Origin of the sequence: Kosakonia radicincitans DSM 16656, from assembly GCF_000280495.2 — a bacterium.
Classification (GTDB): Bacteria; Pseudomonadota; Gammaproteobacteria; order Enterobacterales; family Enterobacteriaceae; genus Kosakonia; species Kosakonia radicincitans.
The window spans coordinates 1,166,097-1,190,487 of record NZ_CP018016.1; the positions used below are offsets into that span (position 1 = coordinate 1,166,097).

Annotated in this window: 25 protein-coding genes and 1 pseudogene; 4 read left to right on the plus strand and 22 right to left on the minus strand. The window is 55.5% G+C overall.

The genetic code is table 11. The features are described 5' to 3' along the window. Nucleotides 1–26 precede the first annotated feature (26 nt). A complete protein-coding gene (locus tag Y71_RS05830; protein ID WP_007370567.1) occupies nt 27–797 on the plus strand; it encodes an AraC family transcriptional regulator in 771 nt (256 codons plus the stop codon). Here the strand turns inward: Y71_RS05830 and leuA are convergent. From leuA to Y71_RS05905, 15 genes are all read right to left on the minus strand, one after another. Beyond that, on the minus strand, nt 794–2,443 hold the full coding sequence (gene leuA / locus Y71_RS05835; protein ID WP_007370568.1) for a 2-isopropylmalate synthase: 1,650 nt from the start codon (nt 2,441–2,443) through the stop codon (nt 794–796). The genes Y71_RS05830 and leuA overlap by 4 nt on opposite strands. 105 nt (nt 2,444–2,548) lie before the next feature. Further along, nucleotides 2,549–4,084, minus strand: a complete 1,536-nt coding sequence (emrB, locus tag Y71_RS05840) for a multidrug efflux MFS transporter permease subunit EmrB (protein WP_007370569.1) — start codon at nt 4,082–4,084, stop codon at nt 2,549–2,551. Nucleotides 4,085–4,099: 15 nt separating this feature from the next. Continuing rightward, complete coding sequence (gene emrA, locus Y71_RS05845; RefSeq protein ID WP_007370570.1) at nt 4,100–5,272, minus strand: multidrug efflux MFS transporter periplasmic adaptor subunit EmrA; 1,173 nt, start codon at nt 5,270–5,272, stop codon at nt 4,100–4,102. 116 nt (nt 5,273–5,388) lie between these two features. Beyond that, nucleotides 5,389–5,919: a transcriptional repressor MprA gene (gene mprA, locus Y71_RS05850; protein WP_007370571.1), complete on the minus strand. Its 531-nt coding sequence runs from the start codon at nt 5,917–5,919 to the stop codon at nt 5,389–5,391. 90 nt (nt 5,920–6,009) lie between these two features. Next, nucleotides 6,010–6,345, minus strand: coding sequence for an L-valine transporter subunit YgaH (gene ygaH / locus Y71_RS05855; protein WP_035890139.1), 336 nt, complete (start codon nt 6,343–6,345; stop codon nt 6,010–6,012). Continuing rightward, entirely contained in the window at nt 6,335–7,081 is a 747-nt protein-coding gene (locus Y71_RS05860) for an AzlC family ABC transporter permease (protein WP_035942096.1), read from the minus strand. The genes ygaH and Y71_RS05860 overlap by 11 nt, the downstream gene beginning before the upstream one ends. A 122-nt stretch (nt 7,082–7,203) precedes the next feature. Continuing rightward, on the minus strand, nt 7,204–8,388 hold the full coding sequence (locus Y71_RS05865) for an MFS transporter (protein ID WP_007370574.1): 1,185 nt from the start codon (nt 8,386–8,388) through the stop codon (nt 7,204–7,206). 235 nt (nt 8,389–8,623) lie between these two features. Next, a complete protein-coding gene (proX, locus tag Y71_RS05870; RefSeq protein ID WP_007370575.1) occupies nt 8,624–9,619 on the minus strand; it encodes a glycine betaine/L-proline ABC transporter substrate-binding protein ProX in 996 nt (331 codons plus the stop codon). Between the two features lie 61 nt (nt 9,620–9,680). Continuing rightward, entirely contained in the window at nt 9,681–10,745 is a 1,065-nt protein-coding gene (gene proW / locus Y71_RS05875) for a glycine betaine/L-proline ABC transporter permease ProW (protein ID WP_007370576.1), read from the minus strand. Beyond that, the gene (proV, locus tag Y71_RS05880) at nt 10,738–11,940 is read right to left on the minus strand and encodes a glycine betaine/L-proline ABC transporter ATP-binding protein ProV (protein ID WP_007370577.1); all 1,203 of its coding nucleotides are present in this window, start codon (nt 11,938–11,940) and stop codon (nt 10,738–10,740) included. Before proV ends, proW begins: the two co-directional genes overlap by 8 nt. Nucleotides 11,941–12,328: 388 nt before the next feature. Then, complete coding sequence (gene nrdF, locus Y71_RS05885; RefSeq protein WP_007370578.1) at nt 12,329–13,291, minus strand: class 1b ribonucleoside-diphosphate reductase subunit beta; 963 nt, start codon at nt 13,289–13,291, stop codon at nt 12,329–12,331. Nucleotides 13,292–13,301: 10 nt separating this feature from the next. After that, nucleotides 13,302–15,446 (minus strand): class 1b ribonucleoside-diphosphate reductase subunit alpha, encoded by a 2,145-nt coding sequence (gene nrdE, locus Y71_RS05890; protein WP_007370579.1) that lies wholly within the window; start codon nt 15,444–15,446, stop codon nt 13,302–13,304. Then, nucleotides 15,419–15,829, minus strand: coding sequence for a class Ib ribonucleoside-diphosphate reductase assembly flavoprotein NrdI (gene nrdI, locus Y71_RS05895; protein ID WP_007370580.1), 411 nt, complete (start codon nt 15,827–15,829; stop codon nt 15,419–15,421). The genes nrdE and nrdI overlap by 28 nt, the downstream gene beginning before the upstream one ends. Continuing rightward, nucleotides 15,826–16,071, minus strand: coding sequence for a glutaredoxin-like protein NrdH (nrdH, locus tag Y71_RS05900; protein WP_007370581.1), 246 nt, complete (start codon nt 16,069–16,071; stop codon nt 15,826–15,828). Before nrdH ends, nrdI begins: the two co-directional genes overlap by 4 nt. Nucleotides 16,072–16,335: 264 nt before the next feature. Then, nucleotides 16,336–16,662: an ElaB/YgaM/YqjD family protein gene (locus tag Y71_RS05905; protein WP_007370582.1), complete on the minus strand. Its 327-nt coding sequence runs from the start codon at nt 16,660–16,662 to the stop codon at nt 16,336–16,338. Nucleotides 16,663–16,824: 162 nt separating this feature from the next. On the opposite strand from Y71_RS05905, the gene Y71_RS05910 reads away from it, so the two are divergent. Next, nucleotides 16,825–17,169, plus strand: coding sequence for a DUF2002 family protein (locus tag Y71_RS05910; protein ID WP_007370583.1), 345 nt, complete (start codon nt 16,825–16,827; stop codon nt 17,167–17,169). Between the two features lie 30 nt (nt 17,170–17,199). On the opposite strand, the gene alaE is transcribed toward Y71_RS05910, so the two are convergent. Both alaE and Y71_RS05920 read right to left on the minus strand, forming a co-directional pair. Further along, a complete protein-coding gene (alaE, locus tag Y71_RS05915) occupies nt 17,200–17,649 on the minus strand; it encodes an L-alanine exporter AlaE (RefSeq protein WP_007370584.1) in 450 nt (149 codons plus the stop codon). A 448-nt stretch (nt 17,650–18,097) separates the two neighbouring features. Then, the gene (locus Y71_RS05920; protein ID WP_007370586.1) at nt 18,098–18,277 is read right to left on the minus strand and encodes a YodC family protein; all 180 of its coding nucleotides are present in this window, start codon (nt 18,275–18,277) and stop codon (nt 18,098–18,100) included. A 176-nt stretch (nt 18,278–18,453) separates the two neighbouring features. Here Y71_RS05920 and Y71_RS05925 point away from each other — a divergent pair, with 176 nt between their 5' ends. After that, a complete protein-coding gene (locus Y71_RS05925; RefSeq protein WP_035890145.1) occupies nt 18,454–18,612 on the plus strand; it encodes a YqaE/Pmp3 family membrane protein in 159 nt (52 codons plus the stop codon). A 41-nt stretch (nt 18,613–18,653) separates the two neighbouring features. On the opposite strand, the gene tcp is transcribed toward Y71_RS05925, so the two are convergent. The 5 genes and pseudogenes from tcp to Y71_RS05950 all read right to left on the minus strand — a co-directional run bounded on the left by tcp (nt 18,654) and on the right by Y71_RS05950 (nt 22,962). Next, entirely contained in the window at nt 18,654–20,315 is a 1,662-nt protein-coding gene (tcp, locus tag Y71_RS05930) for a methyl-accepting chemotaxis citrate transducer (RefSeq protein ID WP_007370588.1), read from the minus strand. A gap of 132 nt (nt 20,316–20,447) precedes the next feature. Further along, a complete protein-coding gene (locus Y71_RS05935) occupies nt 20,448–21,872 on the minus strand; it encodes a DNA cytosine methyltransferase (protein ID WP_007370589.1) in 1,425 nt (474 codons plus the stop codon). Between the two features lie 71 nt (nt 21,873–21,943). After that, nucleotides 21,944–22,123, minus strand: a pseudogene (locus tag Y71_RS05940) (RNA 2'-phosphotransferase); the annotation flags it as partial. Beyond that, entirely contained in the window at nt 22,124–22,648 is a 525-nt protein-coding gene (locus tag Y71_RS05945) for a rhodanese family protein (RefSeq protein ID WP_007370591.1), read from the minus strand. A 2-nt stretch (nt 22,649–22,650) separates the two neighbouring features. After that, nucleotides 22,651–22,962: an ArsR/SmtB family transcription factor gene (locus Y71_RS05950; RefSeq protein ID WP_007370592.1), complete on the minus strand. Its 312-nt coding sequence runs from the start codon at nt 22,960–22,962 to the stop codon at nt 22,651–22,653. Nucleotides 22,963–23,113: 151 nt separating this feature from the next. Here Y71_RS05950 and Y71_RS05955 point away from each other — a divergent pair, with 151 nt between their 5' ends. Further along, nucleotides 23,114–24,376, plus strand: coding sequence for a lipase family protein (locus Y71_RS05955; RefSeq protein ID WP_035942098.1), 1,263 nt, complete (start codon nt 23,114–23,116; stop codon nt 24,374–24,376). Nucleotides 24,377–24,391: the final 15 nt, after the last annotated feature.

The following is a 24,391-nucleotide window of genomic DNA, read 5'->3' on the forward strand; positions in this document are numbered from 1 at the left end:
GCTCTCTCGCCACCAGCGGCAACCCGATGACGACCACTTTAACCTTCTCCTTTACGCACCGCCCTCTTCATCCCTTCGCCCATGATTATCAGCACGGCGACAGCGAACCGTGGCATCAGCACGACTGCGCGCAGCTATTGCATAGCCTGAGCGGCGTGGTACGCGTGGATACCGCTGCCGGGTGCTGGGTCGTTCCGCCTGGTCGCGGCGTGTGGTTACCCGCCGGAACACAGCATGCTATCCGCATTACCGGTAGCGTCGCAGCCCGCACGCTGTTTATCGATCCGCTGGCCCGCGCCGATCTGCCTGCGTCCTGCCAAATCGTGCAGATCACGCCGCTGCTGCGCGAACTCATCGTCGCCGCTTTCGATCTGGCCCAGGAGTATGCGCCCGGCAGCCGTGATGAACGCATCTATGAACTGATTCTGGATGAAATCCGCGCCATGCCGGTGTTGCCATTTCACCTGCCGGAGCCGCAAAGCGCAGCGTTGCGCCAGCTCTGCGAACAGATCCGCGCCGAACCGGGAGTAAGCTGGAGCAGCGCGCAGTCAGCCAGCCTGACGAACATGAGCGAGCGCACGCTGAACCGGCATTTTCAGCAGCAAACGGGGCTAAGTTACGGCGAATGGGTGCGACGCGCCCGTTTATTGGCGGCGCTGTTGCGCCTGGCGCAAGGGCAGTCGGTACTGCGCGTGGCGCTGGATCTGGGATACGGCAGCCACAGCGCTTTTACGGCGATGTTCCGCCGGGTGATGGGCGTCTCACCCAGCGATTACTTCCGCGAACCTTCTCTTTAGCCCACCGCGTTCAGCAACGCCTGTAATGAGGCGCGCGCGACATCATTATCAATCCCCACACCCCAGCGGCTGCTGCCATCCTGGTACAGGCAGCGAATATACGCCACTGAACGGCTGTCGCTGCGCGCGCCAAGCGTATGCTCGTGGTAATCCTTGATGACAAACGGTGTGCCCAGCCATGGCGTGATGGCGCTGGCCGCCGCCGAAAGTAAGCCATTGCCGCTGCCGGTCAGCTCGCGCGTTTTACCTTCCCGCATGACCGTCGCCGTCAGGCGCAACTGACCATCCTGCTGGCTGTCGCTGCGATAGCGTTGCAGCGCCAGCGGCGGCGAAGGTATAAGACCGTAGCGATTGCGGAACAGTTGCCACAGCGCATTTTGCGTCATCTCTTTGCCGTGTTTATCCGTCTCCTGCTGCACATGCTGGCTAAAATCCTGTTGCAGGGCGCGTGGCAGTTTCAGGCCATGGTTCTGTTCAATCAGCCAGGCGCTACCGCTTTTTCCGGACTGGCTGTTCACACGGATCACCGCTTCATAACTACAGCCAATATCCTGCGGATCGACCGGCAGGTAGGGCATCTCCCAGCGGCTGCCCGCTTTACGGGCATCGAACCCTTTTTTGATCGCATCCTGGTGTGAGCCGGAAAACGCAGTATAGGCCAGGCTGCCAGCCCACGGATGACGCGGGTGTACCGGCAGTTGGTTACAGCTTTCCACCACTTCCACCACGCGCTGCATATCGCTGAAATCGAGTTGCGGGCTGATCCCCTGGCTGTAGAGATTCATCGCCAGTGTTACCAGACAGACATTACCGGTACGCTCACCGTTACCAAACAGACAGCCTTCAACGCGATCGGCTCCGGCCATCACCGCCAGTTCTGCGCACGCAACGCCGGTACCGCGATCGTTATGCGGATGCACACTAATGCACACGTCGCTACGGCGGCTGAAGTGGCGGCAGAAATGTTCAATCTGATCGGCATAAACATTCGGCGTACTGACTTCAACGGTCGCCGGCAGGTTAATGATCATCGGGCGTTCGGCGCATGGTTGCCAGACATCGGCCACCGCTTCGCAAATCTCCAGCGCGAAATCGGCTTCGGTAAAGCAAAACGTCTCCGGCGAGTATTCATACTGCCAGCGTGTTTGCGGATTCTCTTCGCACAGCCGGCGAATCAGCTGCGTGGAGCGCGTCGCCAGCTCGACAATTTGCGCTTTCTCCATGCCAAATACCAGGCGGCGAAACAGCGGTGCCGTGGCGTTGTACAAATGAATTGTCGCCTGTCTGGCTCCGTGCAGCGAAGCAAAGGTTCGGTGAATTAAATCCTCCCGCGCCTGGGTTAATACCTGAATCGTCACATCATCGGGAATGCGCTGCTCTTCAATCAACTGGCGAACAAAGTTGAAATCCGTTTGCGAGGCCGAAGGGAAAGCTACCTCAATCTCTTTAAAGCCGCATGCCAGCAGCAGTTCCCAGAATTGCAGCTTGCGTGCGCTGTCCATCGGTTCCGCCAGCGCCTGGTTACCGTCGCGCAGATCGGTGGAAAGCCAGCGCGGCGCATGGGTAATGCGCTGTTCCGGCCAGCGGCGATCGGGCAGGGCGAAAGGGATAAACGGGGAATATTTTTCTGCGGGGTTTTTCAGCATGTAATGCGCTCCTGTTGTCTTTTCACCATCGTGAAGCGATTTCAGGAGCGCTGCTTTATCGGAACTGACAACCACTGTCGCGTTCTGGACAAGGAGCGGTAAAAATCAGTGCGCGCCGCCTCCGCCGCCACCGGCGCCGAAAGGGGGTTTGGCAAACCACACCAGGCTGAGCAGGATCAGGAATATGCCCGCCGAGAACCAGAAAATCTCATTGGCGGAAATGATCAGCCCCTGGTTAGTGATCTGCTGCGCTATCCAGCCGGACGCCTGCTGTTGCGACATCCCCATGCCTTGCAGTTGGTTATACATCTCCTGCGCATTGGGGTTGTACGGGGTGACCGACTCGGTGAGCTGCGCGTGGTGCAGCGATTCCCGGTTAGTCCACAACGTGGTGGTGATCGATGTCCCAATCGAACCGGCCAGCGTACGGGTGAAGTTCGACAGGCTGGACGCCGCCGCCAGTCGCTCAGGCGGCAGGCCGGAGAGCGTAATGGTAGTGAGCGGCATAAAGAAACAGGCCACGGCGAAACCCTGAATAAACTGCGGCCACGCAGAAGCGCCGAAGTCCATTCCCGGTTCGAAAGTATACGCACGCCAGTAGAAGCACACCGCATACATAATAAAGCTGAAGGTCACCAGACGGCGCATATCCAGCTTATGGGCGAAGCGGCCAATAATTGGCGACAGCAGCACCGGAATCACCCCGACAGGCGCGGAGGCCAGGCCCGCCCACGTTGCCGTATAGCCATAGACTTCCTGCAATAGCTGCGGCAGCAGAACAATCGCGCCGAAGTAGAGCATATAAGCAAGGCTGATACAGAGGCAGCCGATGGTAAAGTTACGCGACTTAAACAGCGACAGATCGACTATCGGGTTTTCATCGGTCAACTCCCAGACCACCAGGAAGCTGATCGACACCACGGCGACAATCGTCAGCACGATGATCTCCGTCGAGTTAAACCAGTCCAGCTCTTTGCCCTGATCGAGCATTACCTGCAAACTGCCGATACCGATAATCAGCAGCGCCAGACCAATACCGTCAATGCGTCGCTGTTCGGTTCGCGTCTCACGGCCGCGCAGGCTTTGCAGCGTCAGCAACACCACCAGCGCGCCGATCGGCACGTTGATAAAGAAGATCCAGCCCCAGTGGTAGTTATCGCTGATATAACCGCCAAGGATCGGCCCGCAAATCGGCGCGACGATCACCGTCATTGACCACAGCGCCAGCGCGACGGAGCGTTTAGCGGGCGGGTAGTTGCTCAGCAACAAACTCTGGGAGAGCGGGATCAACGGCCCGGCGACAATCCCCTGGATCACGCGGAAGAAGATCAGCATCGTCAGGCTGTTGGAGACGCCACACGCCCAGGAGGCGATAGCGAAGGCCACCGTTGACCACAGGAACAGCTTTACCTCCCCGACACGCTTTGCCAGCCAGCCGGTGATCGGGATCGAGATGGCGTTTGCTACCCCGAAAGAGGTGATCACCCATGTCCCCTGGCTCAGTGACGAGCCAAGGTTGCCAGCGATCGTGGGAATCGCCACGTTAGCGATGGTGGAGTCCAGCACCTGCATGAAGGTCGCAAGCGACAGCGCAATGGTCATAATGACCAGTTGCGCGCCTTCCAGCGGTTTCTGTTGCATTGCACTCACCTCAGATTAACCGGCGTTGGCTTTCACGATGTTTTCGATCAGCGTGTTGACCGGCTCAAGGCTAATCTCCCGGGCGTTGCTTTCATACGCCGGGCTGCTACGCACCTGGCTTGCCAGTACCTGACCTTCACGATCGGCGGTATCGACCTTCACCAGCGTAGAGAGACCGATACGCAGCGGATGAGCGGCAAGTTGTTTGGCATCCAGCTCAATACGTACCGGCAGACGCTGAACCACTTTGATCCAGTTACCGGTCGCGTTTTGCGCAGGCAACAGTGAGAACGCGCTGCCGGTGCCCATATCGAGTCCGACCACTTTCCCGTTGTAGGTTACTTCATCGCCATAGATGTCGCTGACTACAGTTGCCGTCTGACCAATACGCATATGCGCAAGCTGTGTCTCTTTGAAGTTAGCGTCCACCCACAAATTGGTGGCCGGAACGACAGCCATTAATGCGGTGGTTGGGCTGATTTGCGCGCCAGGCTGTACCGCGCGACGCGAAACGTAGCCGGTGATTGGGCTGACGATTTTCGTACGTTGCAGCGCCAGCCAGCTATTGCGGACTTCGGTGGCCGCTTGCTTAACGGCCGGTTGATCTTCCAGCGGCGTATCAAGCACGATCGCCTGGTTGGCGTTGTATTGCTGAATAGCAACATCCAGATCGGCCTGCGCGCTGGTCACGGCATCACGGGCGTGTTGCAGCTCTTCGCGGCCAATCAAATTGGCAGTACCGAGTGGAATACGACGGTTTAAATCACTCTGCGCCTGGGCGAGGGCGGTTTTTTTCACTTCGATGCTCGCCAGCAACTGCTTGCTGTTGATCATCGACTGGCGGGTTTGACGAACGCTACTTGCCAGACCGGTCTGCGCTTTTTCAAACGCCTGCTGCGCATCGGTGGCATCCAGCGTAACCAGTACATCTCCCTGTTTTACAAAATCGGTATTGTCAGCCCAGACTTTCGTCACGCTGCCGGATACCTGCGCCATGATTTGCACCTGGTTCCCTGCTACGTAAGCATCATCGGTTTCTTCATAATGACGCAGTACCAAAAACCAATAAATCCCATACGCAACGGCAATAACAACAAAGAGCAAGGTCAGCATCAGAAGGGCGCCTTTACGTTTGCCTTTCTTTTTGACCGGTTGCTGCGGGGTTTGACTCTCCGCATTTGCGCTCATGCTTTTCTCCACGATCTTATTTTTTGATGTCGGCACAGCCGACCTTCCGTTAGAAAGGCCAGCATCAGGCTGGCCCTTATATTCTTATATCCTGGATATTCGAGCGGCTTGTCGCGTTAGCGCAGCGCCTCAAGAATGACGTCGTCTTCGTCCATCTGGTCGAGACGCGTAAGTAACTTGCGTGTGATCTGCTCAAGCTGGTCTTTCTCCGCTTCGCTCAGGGAAGACCACAGTTGATGCAGGCAGTTGTGCTGCGGGGGCAGAACCTGACGCAGGAATTCGTGACCTTTATCGGTCAGTTGCAGATGCAGGCAGCGGCGATCGTTATCGCTTTCGCGACGCTCGATCCAGCCGCGTTTTTCCAGTTCATCGGCGATACGTGTGGCATTGGTACGTGAAGAACCCAGCGCGCTGCTCAATTCAGACGGCTGAATGCTGTGGTTTTCCTGCGACTCCAGCGTGATCAATGCCATAAACAACGTCTCGTTAATACCCTGCGCTTTCAGCATTTTGTTGCGGTTTTCCAGCAGCTTACCCTGCATGTGCATGCAAAGACGGGTGAGCAAAATCTCCTGAAACGGAAAATCCTCATAGCGGCTGGCGCGAAACTTAAGCATTTGCTCTATGGGCGTAAACGAACTATCCATTTGTGTATGACCTCATTAATTGCAGTCGATATAGTAACGACAGTGACAAATAAAGTAAATGTATTATTGCTGCTAATAAATTTGCCTCATCTATGCATCCGTCAGCAGTTTCCATGCGATTCCGTACGCAAGTGCGCTCAGTAGCGTGGGGAGAATAATGCTGCGAGTTTTCCAGAAACTCAGGCCCAGTACCGCGAAGCCAATCAGCGTTGGTAACAGGCGGCGGCCGTCATGAATAATCTCTGGTACGCATGACACCACCAGCAATGAACAAATAGAGGCGATGCCGATGGTGTCAAGCAGGATGCCGGCAACCCCGCGTTTTGTCGGATTTGGCCGCCCGACGCGAACGCGCAGAGGAAGATAGCGAAATAAAAAATTAACGCCGCCCACCAGCAGACCGAGCAGTAAAATTTCATGCCTCATCGGGAACACCCTGATAAAACGCCTGTACCAGCGCGGCAACGCAGCCAGAACCGATCCCGGCGAGGATTGCCGCAGGGATAGAGAACAGCGTTAAACCGGCCAGCGCGCCAAGCAGCGCGGCGGTGACGCTCGGCGTCTGGCGACGCTGGAATGATGCCAGCAGGAAGCTCATAAACAGGGCGGGTAACATAAAACCTAACGCCGATTCAACCGCCGGATACCCCTCCAGCAGGCCGCTGCCGGAAAATGCGCCCAGCACCGTTCCCGCGACCCAGGAGAGCCATGAGAATAACGCGATGCCGATCATCCAGTTTTCGCTCCAGCGACGGTTATCGCGCACCAGTTTGGTGGTCGCGGCGGCAAATACTTCGTCCGTCAGGCCAAAGGCCCAGATCGCGGTTTTCGGATTTTTAAGCGGTTGCAGAATACGGTTGCGTAACGACGGGCCATACAGCACATGACGAACATCCATCGCCATAACGGTCAGCGCGGCAACCCATAAGGTGCTGCCCGCAGCAAGCAGGGTGGTGATCACAAACTGGCTGGCGCCCGCGTAGATAATGCAGGAAAAAAAGAGGCTTTCGAGAGGAGAAAAACCGAGCTTGCTGGCATTCATGCCAAAGGCAAATGCAACGGGGATGTAGCTTAAAACGATGGGAAGACTGTCTTTGATGCCTTCCTGTAGCGTGGCTACTCTCACTGGCTCGGCGTCTGGAGGTATTGCTGAACTATCCATAGTGTTTGTTATATATCACCCACGTTAATATAACCGGGATAAACAAGTCCTATAACCTTAACAGACTGAGGGACTCGTTAACACCCGGTTTTTAGTGGAATGATGTAAATGTGAGCGCTTGCTTACCTCGCCACTTGCTGGCGGTGAAATCCTCGCCACCAGACCAGCAGATTCAGCAGCGCCAGCGTACTGCCCGCCGCACAGACGCCCGTCCAGCCCGCATGCTGCCAGGCGGAGGCAGAGATCAACGAACCCGCCGCGCCGCCAATAAAGTAGCTGGTCATATAACCGGCGGTCAGGCGGTTACGCGCATCCGGTTTGATACGGTAAATCACCGTCTGGTTGGTGATATGCACGCCCTGCACGGTAAGATCCAGCACGATGATGCCAATAATCAGCGCGATAACCGAGCTGTGACCGAGCCAAATGGCCAGCCATGAAAGCAGCAGCAAGAGCAGACCGCCCGTGGTGGTGAGGTGCGATTTACCGCGATCCGCCAGACCACCGGCCTGACGTGCGCCTAATGCGCCCGCCGCACCGACCAGACCGAACAAACCGATGACCGCTTCGGAGAAGTTGAACGGCGGCGAGGCCAGCAGGAACGCCATCGACGTCCACAGAATACTGAAGTTGGCGAAGCTCAGGCAGCCGAGCAGGGCGCGGGTGCGCAGCACTTTATCACCGGCGAATAACGTAAAAACAGAGCCGAGTAGTTGCGGATAATTGAGGTGCGTTTCCTGTTTGAGCTTCGGCAGACCACGCCATAGCGCCAGCGCCATCAGCACCATGAGCACGCTGGCGACCCAATACACAGTGCGCCAGCCGCCGAGACTGGCGAGCAACCCGGCAACGGTGCGCGCCAGTAAAATCCCCAGCAGCAACCCGCTCATGATGGTGCCGACCACTTTGCCGCGTTTATCCGGCGTGGCTAATGTTGCGGCCAGCGGCACGAGGATTTGCGCGACGACGGAAAATAGCCCGGTCAGTGCGGTGCCGAGGATCATGAAGCTCAGCGACGAACTACTGGCGGTAATCAACATGCCGCCCGCCGACAGCAGCGTCATCACTACAATGAGCGTGCGCCGCTCAAACATATCGCCGAGCGGCACCAGAAAAAGCAGGCCAGCGGCATAGCCAAGTTGGGCGGCGGTGACAATAAAGCCCGCCTGATTAGGCGACAGCGAAAAGGCATGAGCGATGGTGTCGAGCAGCGGTTGCGCATAGTAATTGCTGGCGACCGCAAGGCCCGTGGCGACGGACATCAGCGCAATCAGCGCCGGGCTAAGGCCGTGGTTTGCTTGTGTCATAGGAATGCGTAATCAGTAATGGTTTTTTCAGAAACCTATCATAGTCAATTACTTGAGAGGGCGTGTTGTTATCTGTGCAGTTAGCGCGGGGGAGATTTAATTGCCGGATGGCAGTACAGCCTTATCGGGCCTTCGGGTGGTGCCTGAATTTGTGTCTCTGGCGGTATATCGCGCGCAGGGCGGATAAGCGAAAGCGCCATCCGGCATAAACCGAATGGCGCTTTATCAGGAGGGATTACTTCTGCGCGGCCAGCGCTTCTTTTACCCAGCCGTCAAACTGCTGCTGGTGGGCTTTGATCCAGCCGTCAACATGACCCTGAATATCCGCTTCAGAGGCTTTGCCGTCATGCATCATCGCATTCTGCGCATTGATGTCGGCGATAGGCAGCTTCATCACCGAGAACAATTTCGCCGCTGCCGGGTTTTTCTCTGCCCAGGCTTTGTTGGCGACAATGTGCATGGTGTTCACCGGGAAGCCATAGTTCATGCCGTTCGGCAGTTTGGTGTCGATATCTTTCTGCTTGCCCGGCAGGGAAGAGAACGGTACCTGCAACCAGACCACATCTTTACCCGGTTTCAGCACATCGCTTACCCAGTACGGCGTCCAGGTGTAATAAAGCACCGGTTTACCTTCTTTGAAGCGGGTAATGGTGTCCGCCATCATCGCCGCATAGTTGCCCTGATTATGCACCACGGTGTTGCTCAGGCCGTAAGCGTCGATCTGGTGATTAATCACCGCTTCACAGCCCCAGCCGGGCGTGCAGCCGGTCAGATCGGCTTTGCCGTCACCATTGGTGTCGAACAGTTTGGCGATTTTCGGATCTTTAAGCTGATCGATGCTTTTAATGTGGTACTGCTCGGCGGTTTTCTTATCGATCAGGTAACCCTGCGCCGCGCCGGTGACAAACACCCCGGAACGGTAAAACTTGCTGTCACCGCCCGCAGCGGCATACATATCGTCATGCAGCGGCTGCCAGTTGACGGCGGTAAAGGTGACGTCGCCAGCGGCAAGAGAGGTGTAACCGACGTTGTAATCCACTTCGCTCGGTTTATTCACCGTATAACCGAGTTTTTCCAGCCCGCGGCTGACCAGCAGCGTCTGGAAGGTTTCTTCAGAAATGGTGCTCTGGAAGGGATGTACGGTGATGCCTTTGCCGGGCAGGTCTGCAGCAAATGTGCTGGTAGAGACAAGGGTGGCAAACGCTGTGGCAAAAAGTACGCTATGTCGCATCGTTGTTCCTTATTGTTCAGGTGGGACGTGTTGGCCCGGCGCTGAGCGCCGGGAAACCGGTTTATTTGGCGAATGGACGGGTCAGCAGACCCAGCGGGCCGGTTTGATACCAGCGACGATTTCCACGGCTGCGGGAATCGCGGCCGACAGCCTGCGTCAGGCGGTCGAGAATGATGGCGAGGATCACAATCCCAACGCCGCCGACGGTCGCCAGCCCCATATCGAGGCGGCCAATACCGCGCAGTACCATCTGGCCAAGCCCGCCAACGGCGATCATCGAGGCGATCACTACCATGGAGAGGGCAAGCATCAGCGTCTGGTTAATTCCCGCCATAATGGTAGGCATGGCCAGTGGTAACTGTACTTTGAACAACATCTGACGCGGGCTGGCGCCAAATGAGCGTGAAGCTTCAATCAAATCCGCCGGAACCTGATTAATACCGAGGATCGTCAGACGCACCACCGGCGGCAGGGCGAAGATAATCGTTACCACCACGCCCGGCACGTTGCCGATACCAAACAGCATCACAATCGGCACCAGGTAAACAAACGCCGGCGTGGTCTGCATGGCATCCAGCAGCGGGCGAATGATTTTCGACGCCCGTGGGCTACGCGCCAGCCAGATCCCCAGCGGCAAACCGATCACCACGCAGAACAGCAGCGCGGTCAGCACCAGCGCCAGCGTGACCATCGCCTGCGACCAGGCGCCAATCGCGCCAATGGCAATCAGCGATACCAGCGTGGCAATCCCCATTCCGGCGCTGCTCATCTGCCAGGCGATCAGCGAGAACACGATGATCGCAACCGGCGCGGGCATCCCCAGCAGCAGTTGCTGGAAAGTGCTCAGGATATAGTCGATAGGGATACGGATCCCCTGGAATACCGGGCGGAAATGCATTACTACCCAGTCGATCCCCTGTGTTACCCAGCTATCCAGCGGGATCAGCGTTTTATGGAACGGATCCATAATATTGAAATGTTCCGGCGCGGGTGCTGGCGCGCTGTGCAGCCAGTCGGCGCCGCTGCCGTCGGTGGGCGTGGCAGAACCGCCGCCCCAGGCATCTGCGGACTGCGCCGCGCTATCGGTCGCTGGCGCGCTATCCCACGGGTTATTTTGATCAGCCATTGTTTGCCCCCTCGCGATCTAAAGCCTGTAGCAGCATCCGTTTCGAGATGATGCCCACGTACTGTTGTTCTTCACCGACGACTGGCACGGCGCAGGGCGCCTGTCCGACATGGGAGAGCAACTCGCTGAGCGGCGTTTCCGCCTCCACCGCAAGCGGGGAGTCAATTAACGCCGCCTCGATGCCCTGGTTCTGGCTGAGCGCCGCTTTCAGGGAGTCGATGGAGACAATGCCGACAAATTTATTGCCGCGTTCAATCACATAACCGTATTCACGGTCTTCATCCTGCAACAGTTTCAGCGCCGATCGCGGGCCGAAACCAGGCGTTTTACGGATCAAACCCACCGGTGTTCGACGCGCAATATCTTTCGCGCTAAACACCTGGCTAATATCCACACCGCGGAAGAAGGTGCGCACATAATCATTGGCCGGATTATTCAATATTTCATCCGGCGTACCGACCTGTACCACTTCGCCATTTTGCATAATGGCAATCCGGTCGCCAATACGCATGGCTTCATCCAGATCGTGGGAAATAAACACGATGGTGCGCTGATGTTTCGCTTGCAGTTTTACCAGCTCATCCTGCATTTCCGTACGAATTAATGGATCGAGCGCCGAGAAGGCTTCATCCATTAATAGAATGTCCGGATTAATGGCTAATGCGCGCGCCAGACCAACACGCTGGCGCATACCGCCGGAGAGTTCATCCGGATACGCGTGTGCATAATTTTCCAGTCCGACCTGACGCAGGGCGTCGAGCGCTTTTTCCTGTCGCGCCTGTGGAGCAGTTCCCGCTAATTCCATACCAAATGCGGTATTATCCAGCACCGTCATATGGGGCATTAACGCAAACGACTGGAAGACCATCGCAATTTTTTTCCTGCGCACCTCGCGTAACTCGGCGTCTGATATTCTGGCGATATCCACACCATCAATCAGCACCTGTCCGCGGGTGGGTTCAATCAGGCGATTGAGAAGGCGTACCATAGTGGATTTACCCGAACCGGATAACCCCATGATGACAAATATCTCGCCTTCTTCAATGGCCAGACTGGCGTCTTTAACGCCAAGCGACAGACCCGTTTTTTCCAGAATCGCTTCTTTTGAAAGTCCTTTCTCAATATATTTGAAAGCCCGCTGCGGATGCTCGCCAAATATTTTATAGAGATTCTTCACTTCTAATTTAATTGCCATGCAATAAAAGAGTTCCTGTTATTTATTGTGTCGATATAATACCTGATGAGAATAATTGACTGGCTATACCCTAACATACTCAGAATCTGAGACAACCCTCAATTGCCGGGCCTGCACAATTTGACGTTTGCCGAATCGTCTCTATTTCCCATGAGATAAGGGCTGACGGCGGATGATAATTTTTTCGTATTCGTCGCGAAATCGCACCTGAAATGGAGCGCTTCAGGTGAAAATGACAAGGAAATTACAGTGTAGTGCCTGTTTGAATATTATGCCGGAGAAATACGCAGATATTCTCGTAATAATAATAACCTTTTTCACAGGCGGGTTTTTTAAAAAGAATATTAGCGGGAATATTCCTCTCCCGGAAAGGGAGAGGGGCAGGTGGTTAAAAATTCCAGTCTTCGTCTTCGGTTTCGACGGCTTTCCCCATCACGTAGGAGGAACCAGAGCCGGAGAAAAAGTCGTGGTTTTCGTCGGCATTCGGCGAAAGCGCGGCAAGAATGGCCGGGTTCACGTCCGCCATTTCCGCCGGGAAGAGCGCTTCATAACCGAGGTTCATCAGCGCTTTGTTGGCGTTATAGCAGAGGAACGCTTTCACCTCTTCGGCCCAGCCGCTCTGCGCGTATACATCTTCGGTGTATTGCAGTTCGTTATCGTAGAGATCCATCAGCAGATCCAGCGCGAAATTCTTCAGTTCCTCGCGTTTTTCTGCGCTGACTTTCTCCAGCCCTTTCTGGTACTTATAACCAATGTAGTAACCGTGTACCGCTTCATCGCGAATGATCAGCCGAATCAGGTCTGCCGTGTTGGTCAGTTTGCCGCGGCTTGACCAGTACATCGGCAACCAGAAACCGGAATAGAAGAGGAAAGATTCCAGAAAAACGCTGGCGATCTTCTTCTTCAGCGGCTCATCGGCGCGATAGTGTTGCAGGACGATCTGCGCCTTGCGCTGCAACGCCGGGTTTTCTTCGCTCCAGCTATACGCGGCATCGACATCCTTGGTCTGGCATAGCGTGGAGAAAATCGAACTGTAGGAGCGGGCATGCACCGCTTCCATAAAGCTGACGTTCGACAAAACCGCCTCTTCATGCGGCGTCAGCGCGTCGCTCATTAACGCCGGTGCGCCAACGGTATTCTGGATGGTGTCGAGCAGCGTCAGACCGGTAAAAACGCGGATGGTAAGCTGTTGCTCCGCCGGGCTTAACGTCTGCCAGGCGGGAATATCGTTCGACAGCGGCACCTTTTCTGGTAGCCAGAAATTGCTGGTCAGCCGGTTCCACACTTCCAGATCTTTATCGTCCTGGATTTTGTTCCAGTTCACCGCGCTGATACGTGTTAATTGGCTCATCCTTTTCTCCTTATAACGCGCAGGACACGCAGCCCTGGATCTCTGTGCCTTCCAGCGCAAGCTGGCGCAGGCGAATGTAGTACAGCGTTTTGATGCCTTTTTTCCAGGCGTAGATCTGCGCTTTGTTGATATCGCGCGTGGTGGCGGTGTCTTTGAAGAACAGCGTCAGCGACAGCCCTTGATCCACATGGCGCGTGGCTTCGGCGTAGGTATCAATGATCTTCTCCGGGCCAATCTCATACGCATCTTCGTACAGCGCCAGGTTTTCATTGGTCATAAACGGGGCCGGGTAGTAAACGCGCCCGGTTTTGCCTTCCTTGCGGATCTCAATTTTCGACACAATCGGGTGAATACTCGATGTCGCATGGTTGATGTACGAGATGGAGCCGGTCGGCGGAACCGCCTGTAAGTTCTGGTTATAAATGCCGTAACGCATCACATCTTCACGCAGTTGCTGCCACATCTCGCGCGTCGGGAGGGTGATGCCGGAACGGGCAAACAGCGCACGGACTTTCTCCGTTTTCGGTTGCCAGTTGCCTTCCAGGTACTGGTTGAAGTATTCGCCGCTGGCGTAGCGCGATGCCGGGAAACCGGCAAAATGCTGGCCGCGCTCGCGGGCGATCATCATCGAGGTATGCAGCGCATGCCAGGTGATGGTGTAGAAATAGAAGTTGGTGAAATCGAGCCCTTCCGGGCTGCCATAGGCAATACCTTCGCGCGCCAGATAACCGTGCAGATTCATCTGGCCCAGGCCAATGGCGTGCGAGGCGGCATTGCCGGTCTCAACAGACGGTACAGAGCGGATATGGCTCATATCGGACACTGCCGTCAGCCCGCGAATCGCGGTTTCCACCGTGCGGCCAAAATTCGGTGAATCCATGGTGTGCGCGATATTCAGCGAACCCAGGTTGCAGGAGATATCGTGGCCGGTCGTGGCGTAATCGAGGTTTTCATCAAACGTCGAAGCGCTGTTGACCTGCAAAATCTCCGAGCACAGGTTGCTCATATTGATGCGCCCGGCAATCGGGTTCGCGCGGTTCACCGTGTCTTCAAACATAATGTACGGATAGCCGGACTCAAACTGGATCTCCGCCAGTGTCTGGAAGAAATCGCGGGCGTTAATGTAGCTTTTGCGCACGCGATCGTCGGCCAGCAGTTCATCGTACAGCTCGCTAATCGCCACATCGCCGAATGGTTTGCCGTACAGGCGCTCGACATCATAAGGCGAGAACAGCGCCATTTGCGCGTTCTCTTTGGCCAGCCGGAAGGTGACATCCGGGATCACCACGCCCAGCGACAGGGTTTTAATGCGGATCTTCTCGTCGGCGTTTTCACGTTTGGTATCGAGGAAACGCAGAATGTCCGGGTGATGCGCATGCAGATAAACCGCGCCCGCGCCCTGACGCGCGCCAAGCTGGTTGGCGTAGGAAAAGGCATCTTCCAGCATCTTCATTACCGGGATCACGCCGGAAGACTGGTTTTCAATACGCTTAATCGGCGCGCCCGCTTCGCGCAGGTTAGAGAGCAGAAACGCCACGCCGCCGCCACGTTTGGAAAGCTGCAACGCCGAGTTCACCGCGCGGCCAATCGATTCCATATTGTCTTCAATGCGCAGCAGGAAGCAGGAAACCAGTTCGCCGCGCTGCTGTTTACCGCAGTTAAGGAAGGTTGGCGTCGCGGGCTGGAAACGACCAGAGAGGATCTCTTCCGCCAGCTGCCGCGCCAGCGCTTCGTCGCCCTGCGCCAGCGTCAGCGCGACCAGGCTGGCGCGATCTTCAAAGTGCTCAAGATAGCGTTTGCCGTCGAAGGTTTTTAGCGTGTAGCTGGTGTAAAACTTCCATGCGCCAAGGAAGGTCTGAAAACGAAAACCACTGGCGTGCGCGTGTGCAATCAGATCGACGACGAAAGCACGATCGTAGCGCGACAGCACGGTAGCATCGTAATAACCTTCGCTCACCAGCCAGTTCAGCCGTTCATCCTGGCTGCTGAAGGTGACGGTATTGGGGCGCACGTGATTCGCCATAAAGGCATCAACCGCCTCACGGTCTTTATCAAACTGAATGCGGCCATCTTTATCATAAAGATTCAGCATCGCATTCAGCGCATGGTAATCCGGCGTTTCGTGTTTCACGCGCTCTGCGGTTGTCGTTGCCAAAATTCGCTCACTCCTTTACGCACATTGTCGATGTCCTGCTGCGTACCCATCAGCTCAAAACGGTAGAGATACGGCACGCCGCATTTTTGCGAGACCACATCGCCTGCGCGACCGTACGCTTCGCCAAAATTCCGGTTACCGGAGGCGATCACGCCGCGAATCAACGACCGGTTGTGCGGATCGTTTAAAAAGCGGATCACCTGGCGAGGAACCGCGCCTGCTGTTCCGCCGCCGCCATAACTGGGCACGACAAGGATATAAGGTTCGTCTACCTGGAGGCGTTCCCGCTCATTGAGCGGAATACGCACCGCCGGCAGCCCAAGACGCGTAATAAAGCGCTGCGTATTTTCGGAGCTGCTGGAGAAGTAGACAAGGGTACTCATGCGCTGGCCACGTTGGGAGCGCTGTGCAGGCGGTTGATCATATCCGGGCGAAAGCCGGACCAGCGCGTTTCCCCGGCGACAACCACCGGTAACTGACGAAAGCCCATCGCGCGAAGCTCATCGACTGCTTCGGGCACATGGTCAACGTTCACCATTTCGAACGCCAGGCCACGGCTTTCCATGGCGCGTTTCGTGGCGTGGCACTGAACACAATCATTTCGAGTGTAAATGGTAATGCGCATAATTCGTATTTCCGTTTAAAATAGAAGAACAGCGCGAAGGTTCGCGTCAGTTAGTGTGTGTGCTACTGAGAAGAATACTAGATGTAGTTATATAAAGATGCAACCACACAATATATAGGAAATTGTCATAGGCTTTGCCCAAAGGATGGACACAATGGGTAAGGGGGATTTGTACACATTTTACACAGGCATACAGCGATGTGGCGGCAAATAAAAACCCCTGCGCGAGTTAACCGGGCAGGGGTTTTTGCGAAAAGAGCGGGTTTAGCGACGCAAACTGAGTAGCGCGCCGACGAAAATACCAATGGCGGCGGCAGCACCAACGCTGCACCAGGGTTTGTCTTTCACAAAGGTATCTGCGCAGCTCACAACGTCGCTCGCGGCTTGTTGCACACGGTTGCGGCCATGCAGACGTGCGCGGGTCTCTTTTAACAGCACCTGTGCTTTACGACGTGCGCTTTCCGCTTCGTCTTTGGCGTCGCTGCCCCATGATTTAAGTACCTCTTCGAGACTATCGGCTAATTGGCTGACATCGTTGTTGATATCCTCGACGCCTTCATCAACATCACGGCGATTCGGTCTGTTAAACATAGGATCCTCCCTCGTTTTTGATGTGAATTTTAGTTTAGACCATAATTTTTAAGGCCTGACGGCAATCACCTCTTTCACGCCCGTTTGTGGAATTTTCTGAATCACGGTCAATGCTTAGTCATGTAAGGTGGCGAGGCTGTAGAGAGATGACGAGGAAAATCTATGTACTTAAGACCCGATGAAGTGGCACGCGTTCTGGAAAACGTGGGATTTACAATGGATGTGGCGACGCCAAAAACCTATGGTTATCGTCGCGGTGAAAATTATGTTTATGTGAATCGCGAAGCGCGAATGGGCCGTACGGCGCTGGTGATCCACCCCACGCTGAAAGAACGCAGTTCGTCGCTCGCGGATCCCGCCTCGGACATCAAGTTGTGCGATCACTACCAGAATTTCCCGCTCTATTTTGGCGGCGATTCCCAGGAGCATTACGGCATTCCGCACGGATTCAGTTCGCGCGTGGCGCTGGAACGTTTTCTGAAAGGATTATTTGGCGAACAGCACTAAACGATGGCAGGCGTTGCCTGCCATCCGCTATCAGGCTTTAGCCTGGTGGTAACTGCTCACCCGGAACAGACGGCGGCAGTAATCGAGGAAGTAGCCGTAAACGGCGCCCATCATCATCGACAGCACGATATTGGAACTGACCGCAGCGACAATCTGATGCCAGTCCGCACCTACCGACCAGAGGATCGCCACGTAAACCGGCGACTGGAAGGTGACATATGCCAGCACATCCGCCAGATTTTTCATCCAGCCGGAAGGGCTAATACGGCGTGCATAACGCATAAAGGCATCGCGGTACAAACCATAAGGCCAGGCAATAATAATGTTTACCGGGATGGCGACCAGGCGCGATGAAAGTGACTGTTCGAAGCTCATTCCGGAGAGAAATATTTCAATCAGCATGTTCACGACCGAACAATAGACAACCATCGCAAAGGTGTCTGCTGCGGCGTGACGCAGGCGAGACTGCGAAGAGAACATGGTGCTGCTCCTTGAGAATCAACGAAAAGGCGAATAAACAGATCTTTTAGCGTTTTGAAGTGGCTGAATTAATGCGGATAGAGTATCCATCTGGTTTGAAACTAACAACTAGTGATAAATTTTTATTTTCTTTTCTTTTTTGGATAAAGTGCTCTGTGTTTGTGCGTTTTCTGCTCATTTCATTATTTTAACTGGAGTGGTTGTTAAATTTATTCAATATCAAAAACTTATGAATGATGTGAGAATAAATGCAGCACTCTGAAGGGGAAGACGCGGCGCGTTTTAGCGTACTCTGCTTCCGCCGTGCAGATAAAACAAACAACAGCATTTTTTATGCTGGTAATGGTGTTTTTGTGGAGTTTAATTCTGATGTTGTGCGTGATTATTTATGCTTATGTTTTGCATAAAATAATAGTCAGGGCGGTGGGGAACGCCCACCGCTGAGGGATTAACAGACGCCGAAATCGCCGTCTTCTTTATATGGCGAGACATCTTCCGCTTTCAGCGTAATTTTGTCTGCCGTCTCATCGTGAACGGGAACTGCAACGATTTGATCCTGATGAACTTCAAGCACTTTAAGTTTTGGCCCGCCAACGCGCGGTTGCACAATATCGCCGACAGAAAACATACCTTCCTCCTTTCTCATTTGTTGTGTCTCTAACCTTAGCCTGGAGGTCGTAGGGGGTACAGCGTAAAAGAGGGTAAAAGCGCGCGACGGAGGTGGCGGTACATTGCAGAGTGGCTATTCTTAAAGAGAAAGTCTTTTATTTCAATTACCTGAATTTTTTCTGCATGGGAGGCAACATGGGTTTCTGGCGCATTGTCCTGACGATTATTCTTCCGCCGCTCGGCGTGCTGCTGGGCAAAGGCTTTGGCTGGGCATTTATTATCAATATCCTGCTCACCCTGTTGGGCTACGTTCCCGGCCTGATTCACGCTTTCTGGGTGCAGACCCGCGATTAACGCAGCGGCGCGATAACAAGTATCGCGCCTTTGCGAAGTTATCAGAACGTTTCCCAGTTGCTGTCCCCGGAGGCTGCCGTCGGCGTGGCCGGGCGCAGCGCTGTCGGTTTTGGCGTACCGGATTTTTTGCTCAGCAGCGTGCTGTGTCCATTCACGCGGAACACCGCCACTGCCTGACGCAACTGCTCGGCCTGCTCTTCCAGCGCCGCAGAAGCCGCCGCCGATTCCTGCACCAGCGAGGCGTTCTGCTGCGTGACGCTGTCCATCTGCGATACCGCAAGGCTCACCTGCTCAATCCCTTTGCTCTGCTCATCGGAAGCGGAGGCGATTTCACCCATAATGTCGGTCACGCGCGTCACCGCGTTGACGATCTCTTTCATGGTATCGCCCGCTTCGGCAACCAGCGTGGTACCAGAGTTTACGCGGTTCACCGAGTTTTCAATCAGCGTCTTAATCTCTTTTGCTGCCTGTGCGCTGCGGCTTGCCAGCGTACGTACCTCACCGGCCACCACGGCAAAGCCGCGTCCCTGTTCGCCTGCGCGGGCGGCTTCCACCGCAGCGTTCAGCGCCAGAATATTGGTCTGGAAGGCGATACCGTCAATCACACTGGTGATATGTGCGATTTGTTGGGAGCTATCGGAAATTTCGCTCATGGTACGCACCACATTGCTGACCACTTCGCCTCCGCGAGCCGCCGTATCGGAGGCGTTTTTCGCCAGCAGCGATGCCTGGCGGGCGTTATCGGTGTTCTGCTTCACGGTAGCGGTGAGTTGCTCCATGCTGGCCGCGGTCTCTTCCAACGAAGCCGCCTGCTGCTCGGTACGGGAGGAGAGATCGTTGTTGCCGGTGGAGATCTCGCTGGCGCCGGTGTAGATCGAATCAGAACTGTTACGCACCGCGCTGACGGTTTGCACCAGCGCTGATTGCATCTCATGCAGGCCGGTTGCCAGTTGGCTCATCTCGTTGCGGCCTTCGGCAGCGATCGATTGTGTCAGATCGCCTCCGGCAATGGCGCGAATATGTCCCATAATGCTGTGCAGCGGCCGCAGCAGCAGGTGTTGCAGACCCAGCCAGATCATGACCATTACGGCAATCACTACCAGCAAAATTACGCCCAGCGTCCATTGCATACTGGTAAAGCTGTTCTGGTTTTGCTGTGCCGCCGCTTGCAGGAAGGTGTTGTTTTCCGCCCGCCACTTCGTATAACTGGCATCCATATCATCCTGCGCCTGTTGCGCATCCAGGTTACCGTAAGCCTCGTAATTATTGGCCCGCAGGAAGGTGATCGACTGCTGCAAAACGTCATGCATTTTGCTGATGTTTTGCGAAACTTCGTCGGCTAATGCACTGTCCTGGCCCGCCACGCGCGGCGTGTTTTTGTAGTTATTAAAATAACCTTCTGCTTTGCCGAGTGAGTCGGTTGCCGTGGTGAGGAGTTTATCGATGCTGGCAAGGGAGGCCGGATCGCGTTGGTTTTTCAAAAAGCGAATCGCCACGCGTGTAACGGTGACGCGTGTTTTGATCAGCGTGTTAACGCTGTCGCCTAAGTTTTCTTGCTGTGCGTTAAGAACCCCGGTGTTCTGGAAGTTCAGCCTGTCATTATTGACTGCAGAGTAGAAAAGTCCCCCGGTGACCAACTGGAGAAGACAAAATACCGAAAGAGCAATAATGATGCCGGTAATAACCCGTATATTTTTGAGCATGGCCATAGTCCGTGAGAGAGTCGGGATTGCTCTGTTAATATCGGCCTGGCCAAAGTTAACTTTATGATCGCTTTTTAAACACTTAAATAAGACTTAAATAAGTGCCCGGCATATCACATGCCGGGAAGTGCGTTACAGGTTGTTGCGGTGTTTTTTTACTGCCAGCGCAATACGCGGCTCCAGCAATTTCGCCACGGCGGCGAATACCGGCACCACCACCGAGTTGCCAAACTGGCGGTAAGCCTGCGTGTCGGAAACCGGGATGCGAAACGGCTGTTCGCCGACTTTTTCAAAACCCATCAGACGCGCGCATTCGCGCGGCGTCAGGCGACGCGGGCGGCGCGCCTGGTTCTCTGCATTGCCGAAATCGGCTTCACCCAGCGCTTTATCCCAGCCACGATCGACAAGGATCTCTGAACCGTCTTTGTGATAGCGCGCCGACAGCGTGCGGGCCACGCTTGCGGCATTGGTGGGATCCACCAGCCCGAAACCGAAGCCATTCCCTTTTGCCGCATGTTTTTGCGCATAGCGATAGAGGTACTCCCAGAGCTTTGGCGACAGCACATATTTGCTGTCGACCGTCGGGTCGAGCAGTTGGCCGAAGGTCGGGCGCTGCGTGGGGTAAAAGCGGTCGATATCGCGCAGGGTAAAACCTTCATTGAGGTGTAAATCGCGGCGAAAACCAACCAGCACAATGCGTTCGCGGTGCTGCGGTAAAAAGTGGCGGCCATCAATGATTTTCGGATCGTCTTTGCCGGAAGCATCGGCATCGGCCACGTCATAGCCCAGTTCATCCAGCGTATTCATGATCACGCTGAAGGTTTTGCCTTTGTCGTGGCTTTTGAGGTTTTTGACGTTCTCCAGCACGAAGATAGCCGGACGGCGGGCTTTGATAATGCGCGCAACGTCGAAAAACAGCGTTCCCTGCGCTTCGCACTCAAAACCGTGGGCGCGACCGAGCGCATTCTTTTTACTTACCCCGGCGAGGCTAAAAGGCTGACAGGGAAAGCCCGCCAGCAGCACGTCGTGCTCGGGGATCTGCTGTTTGATATGGGCGTAAGCCTGGGCTTCAGAGACGGCAGGATTGCCGCTCAGCGTCACTTCGCGGATATCCTGATTAAAGGTGTGCGTGGACTTATCGTTGTACCAGTTGGCTTTATAGGTGCGCACCGCGTTTTTGTTCCATTCACTGGTAAATACGCACTGCCCGCCGATAGCTTCAAACCCGCTGCGAATACCGCCAATTCCGGCAAAGAGATCGATAAAACGGAAACGATAGTTGGGGTGATGAGCGGAGGGCGAGGGGAGCAGCGCACGCAGTTGCGCTTCTTCGGCGGCGGTCAGCGTTTTGGCGCTGCCTTTACCGTTTATCCAACGGTTGAGCGATTCACGGCTCCATTCCGCTTTACCTGCCTTTTTCAGCTGCTCGGCCACGTACTTTTGTCCGTAGATTTCAAGCACCTGATCGAGTAATGCCCGGTCGCGTTCCTGCTGTCGCTGTTGTTCAGTCTCTGCCTGCGCCAGCAGTTCCTGTGCGAGTGAATCAAATTCCGCCATGGCGTCTCCTTGGATTGACGCTCTGAAATATATCACTCATTTGACCCAGAGGAGAAACGCCAGACAAGCTGTTATTGGCGGATAAACGCAACCGGTACGCTTTCCGTCAACCACACGCCGTTATCGGCCTGATAGAAAACAAAGCCTTGCGCGTGCATCCGCCCCGCTTCAACGGTGAGCACCACCGGTTTGCCGTGGCGCTGGCCGACGGCGGTTGCGGTCACCTCATCGGCAGATAAATGCACATATTTTCACACTTTGTTCCATGGCATTTTCGCCAGCAGCAGCGCCATGCCGCACCAGCCGCTGACTCCGGCGAACAGCAGGCCTGCGCCGACAAAACCGGAGAGCAGGAAAAAGCCCGGATGCGCCGCGTAACCGAGTATCACGCCGAGCAGGATCAGGCTGCCCGCCACCATTTGCACCTGCTGCATCAGCGGACGCGGCTGGCGTTTATCTTCCACCGTTGGCAGGTGCGCCTGCTTCCAGCCATTTAGCCCGCTTTCGAGAATGGCCACCGGCGCTTGCCCTGCGACACGTACCAGCGCATCGGCATTCTCCTGCGTACGTCTGCCGGACTGGCAGTGAAAAATCACTGTTTGTGTGGGCGAGTCGGTAGTAATTGGCGCACCGTTCAGCAATGCTTCCAGCGGCAATGAGACGGCGCCAGGCAGGTGCTCGCGGCGAAATTCATCAGGCTGGCGAATATCGATAAGCAGTGCGCCTGCCGCTTGTTGTGCGCGGGCGTCAGCCGCGGAGATCCGGGTATAAGACATAGTTACTCCTGCGGGCAGTAGAGCCCCTTGAGTGTGCTGATAATTTTGCCAACCGCTTCATCTTTAATGAAGTAGTTGACCCTCTGCGCCTGGCGCAGGCTTTCAACCAGACCTTCCTCTTTCATCCGCGCCAGATGTTGCGATGTCGCTGAAGGGCTAAGGCCAGTAATGGCGCTCAGTTCACCCGCAGAGGTGCCCGGCGCGTCGCACAGCATGCAGAGGATCAGCAGCCGGTGCGGGTTGCTCATCGCTTTCAGTAAGCCGGATGCCTGCTCAGCCTGTTTCTGAAGTAACGGGATATCGGGTTTGGTCATGGTTGTTTAGTTTTTTCTAAATTTAGATAAATCTAAAGTAAAGAGCGAAAGAATTCAAGCACTGAATAAATCCTTAACATTTTTGGTTTGAATTCTCTTCAACACCTTCGTTTACTGAGGGTTATGTGTGGCGATGTTTCCGGAGAAGAATGTGAAGGTTTTGAAATATGCGCTCTGCGCTGTCAGCGTCTGGGTTCATGGCGCGAGCGCCTGGAGTAATGCCTTGCCCGTCGGGCCTGCGGCAGGCGATCAATCGCTTTCACCTTTTTATATCTGGGACGGTTCTTTACCTGCGAACCCCGGCATGATGCTGCGCGAAGAGCCGCTTCCCGCACAGCCGGAAATCACCGCAGCCAGCAAGTCGCAACGCATTCTGTATACCTCGCGCGATAAACGCTGGAACGCCGGAATTGTGCCGGTCAGCGGTGCGCTTTGGTTCCCGAAAGGCAATCCACCGGCCGGAGGCTGGCCGGTTCTCGCCTGGGCGCACGGTACGCTGGGCGTTGCCGATAGCTGTGCGCCGTCGTGGACTAACCCGACAGCACGGGATGCGCACTATATTAACCAGTGGCTCCAGCAGGGTTTTGCGGTTGTCGCCACCGATTATCAGGGGCTCGGTGGGCCGGGGCCGCATCCGTATATGAACTGGGAAGCGGAAGGACGTTCGGTGCTCGACAGCTTACGCGCGGCGTTACAGGCCTATCCGCAGCAGCTCGCGAATAACCTGGTGATCAGCGGCCAGTCGCAGGGATCGGGCGCGTCGCTTGGCGCCAGCCTGATTGCGCCGGATTACGCCCCGGAATTGAAACTGCGCGCCACCCTTGCCACGGGGGTGGTGGCAACGTTTCCGGATGGGCCAGTGAAACCCGGCAATGCGCGTCCGGGCAATCGCGATCCATCACGCTTTACGATGTTACGATTGATTGGCGGCTCGTTGCCGGATGGCGCGCCGCCCGCTGAAAAGTGGGTAACAGAAAAGGGTGCGAAGTTGCTGGCATTGGCGAAAACCGCCTGTATGAGCGAGCTGGGCCGCTATGAGCGCCACGAAAAACTCGACGGCAGTGCGGCATTTATCGGCGGTTCCGCGCAGGTCACTAATGCGCTGTTGCCGGTAACCGATATGCCGGTCAAAGCCTTCCCGGCGCCGCTATTTGCCGCCACGGGGCTCGCCGATCACACCTTATCGCCGCACCACCAATATGCCGCAGTGGCCGCGCTGTGCGCCGGCGGTAATGCGGTGGAGTGGAAAACCTATCCCGGCATTACCCATAACGGCACCGTCAACGTCGCTTTTGCCGATGAACTGAAGTTTGTCCGCGGCGTGATGGAAAACGCTCCACAGCCCAACAGCTGCGGTTCGTTGCAGCCGCCCGGGAAATTGCAGCAGCCCACAAAGGGCGTGGCGTTTAATTAGTCGCACAAAAGTCAG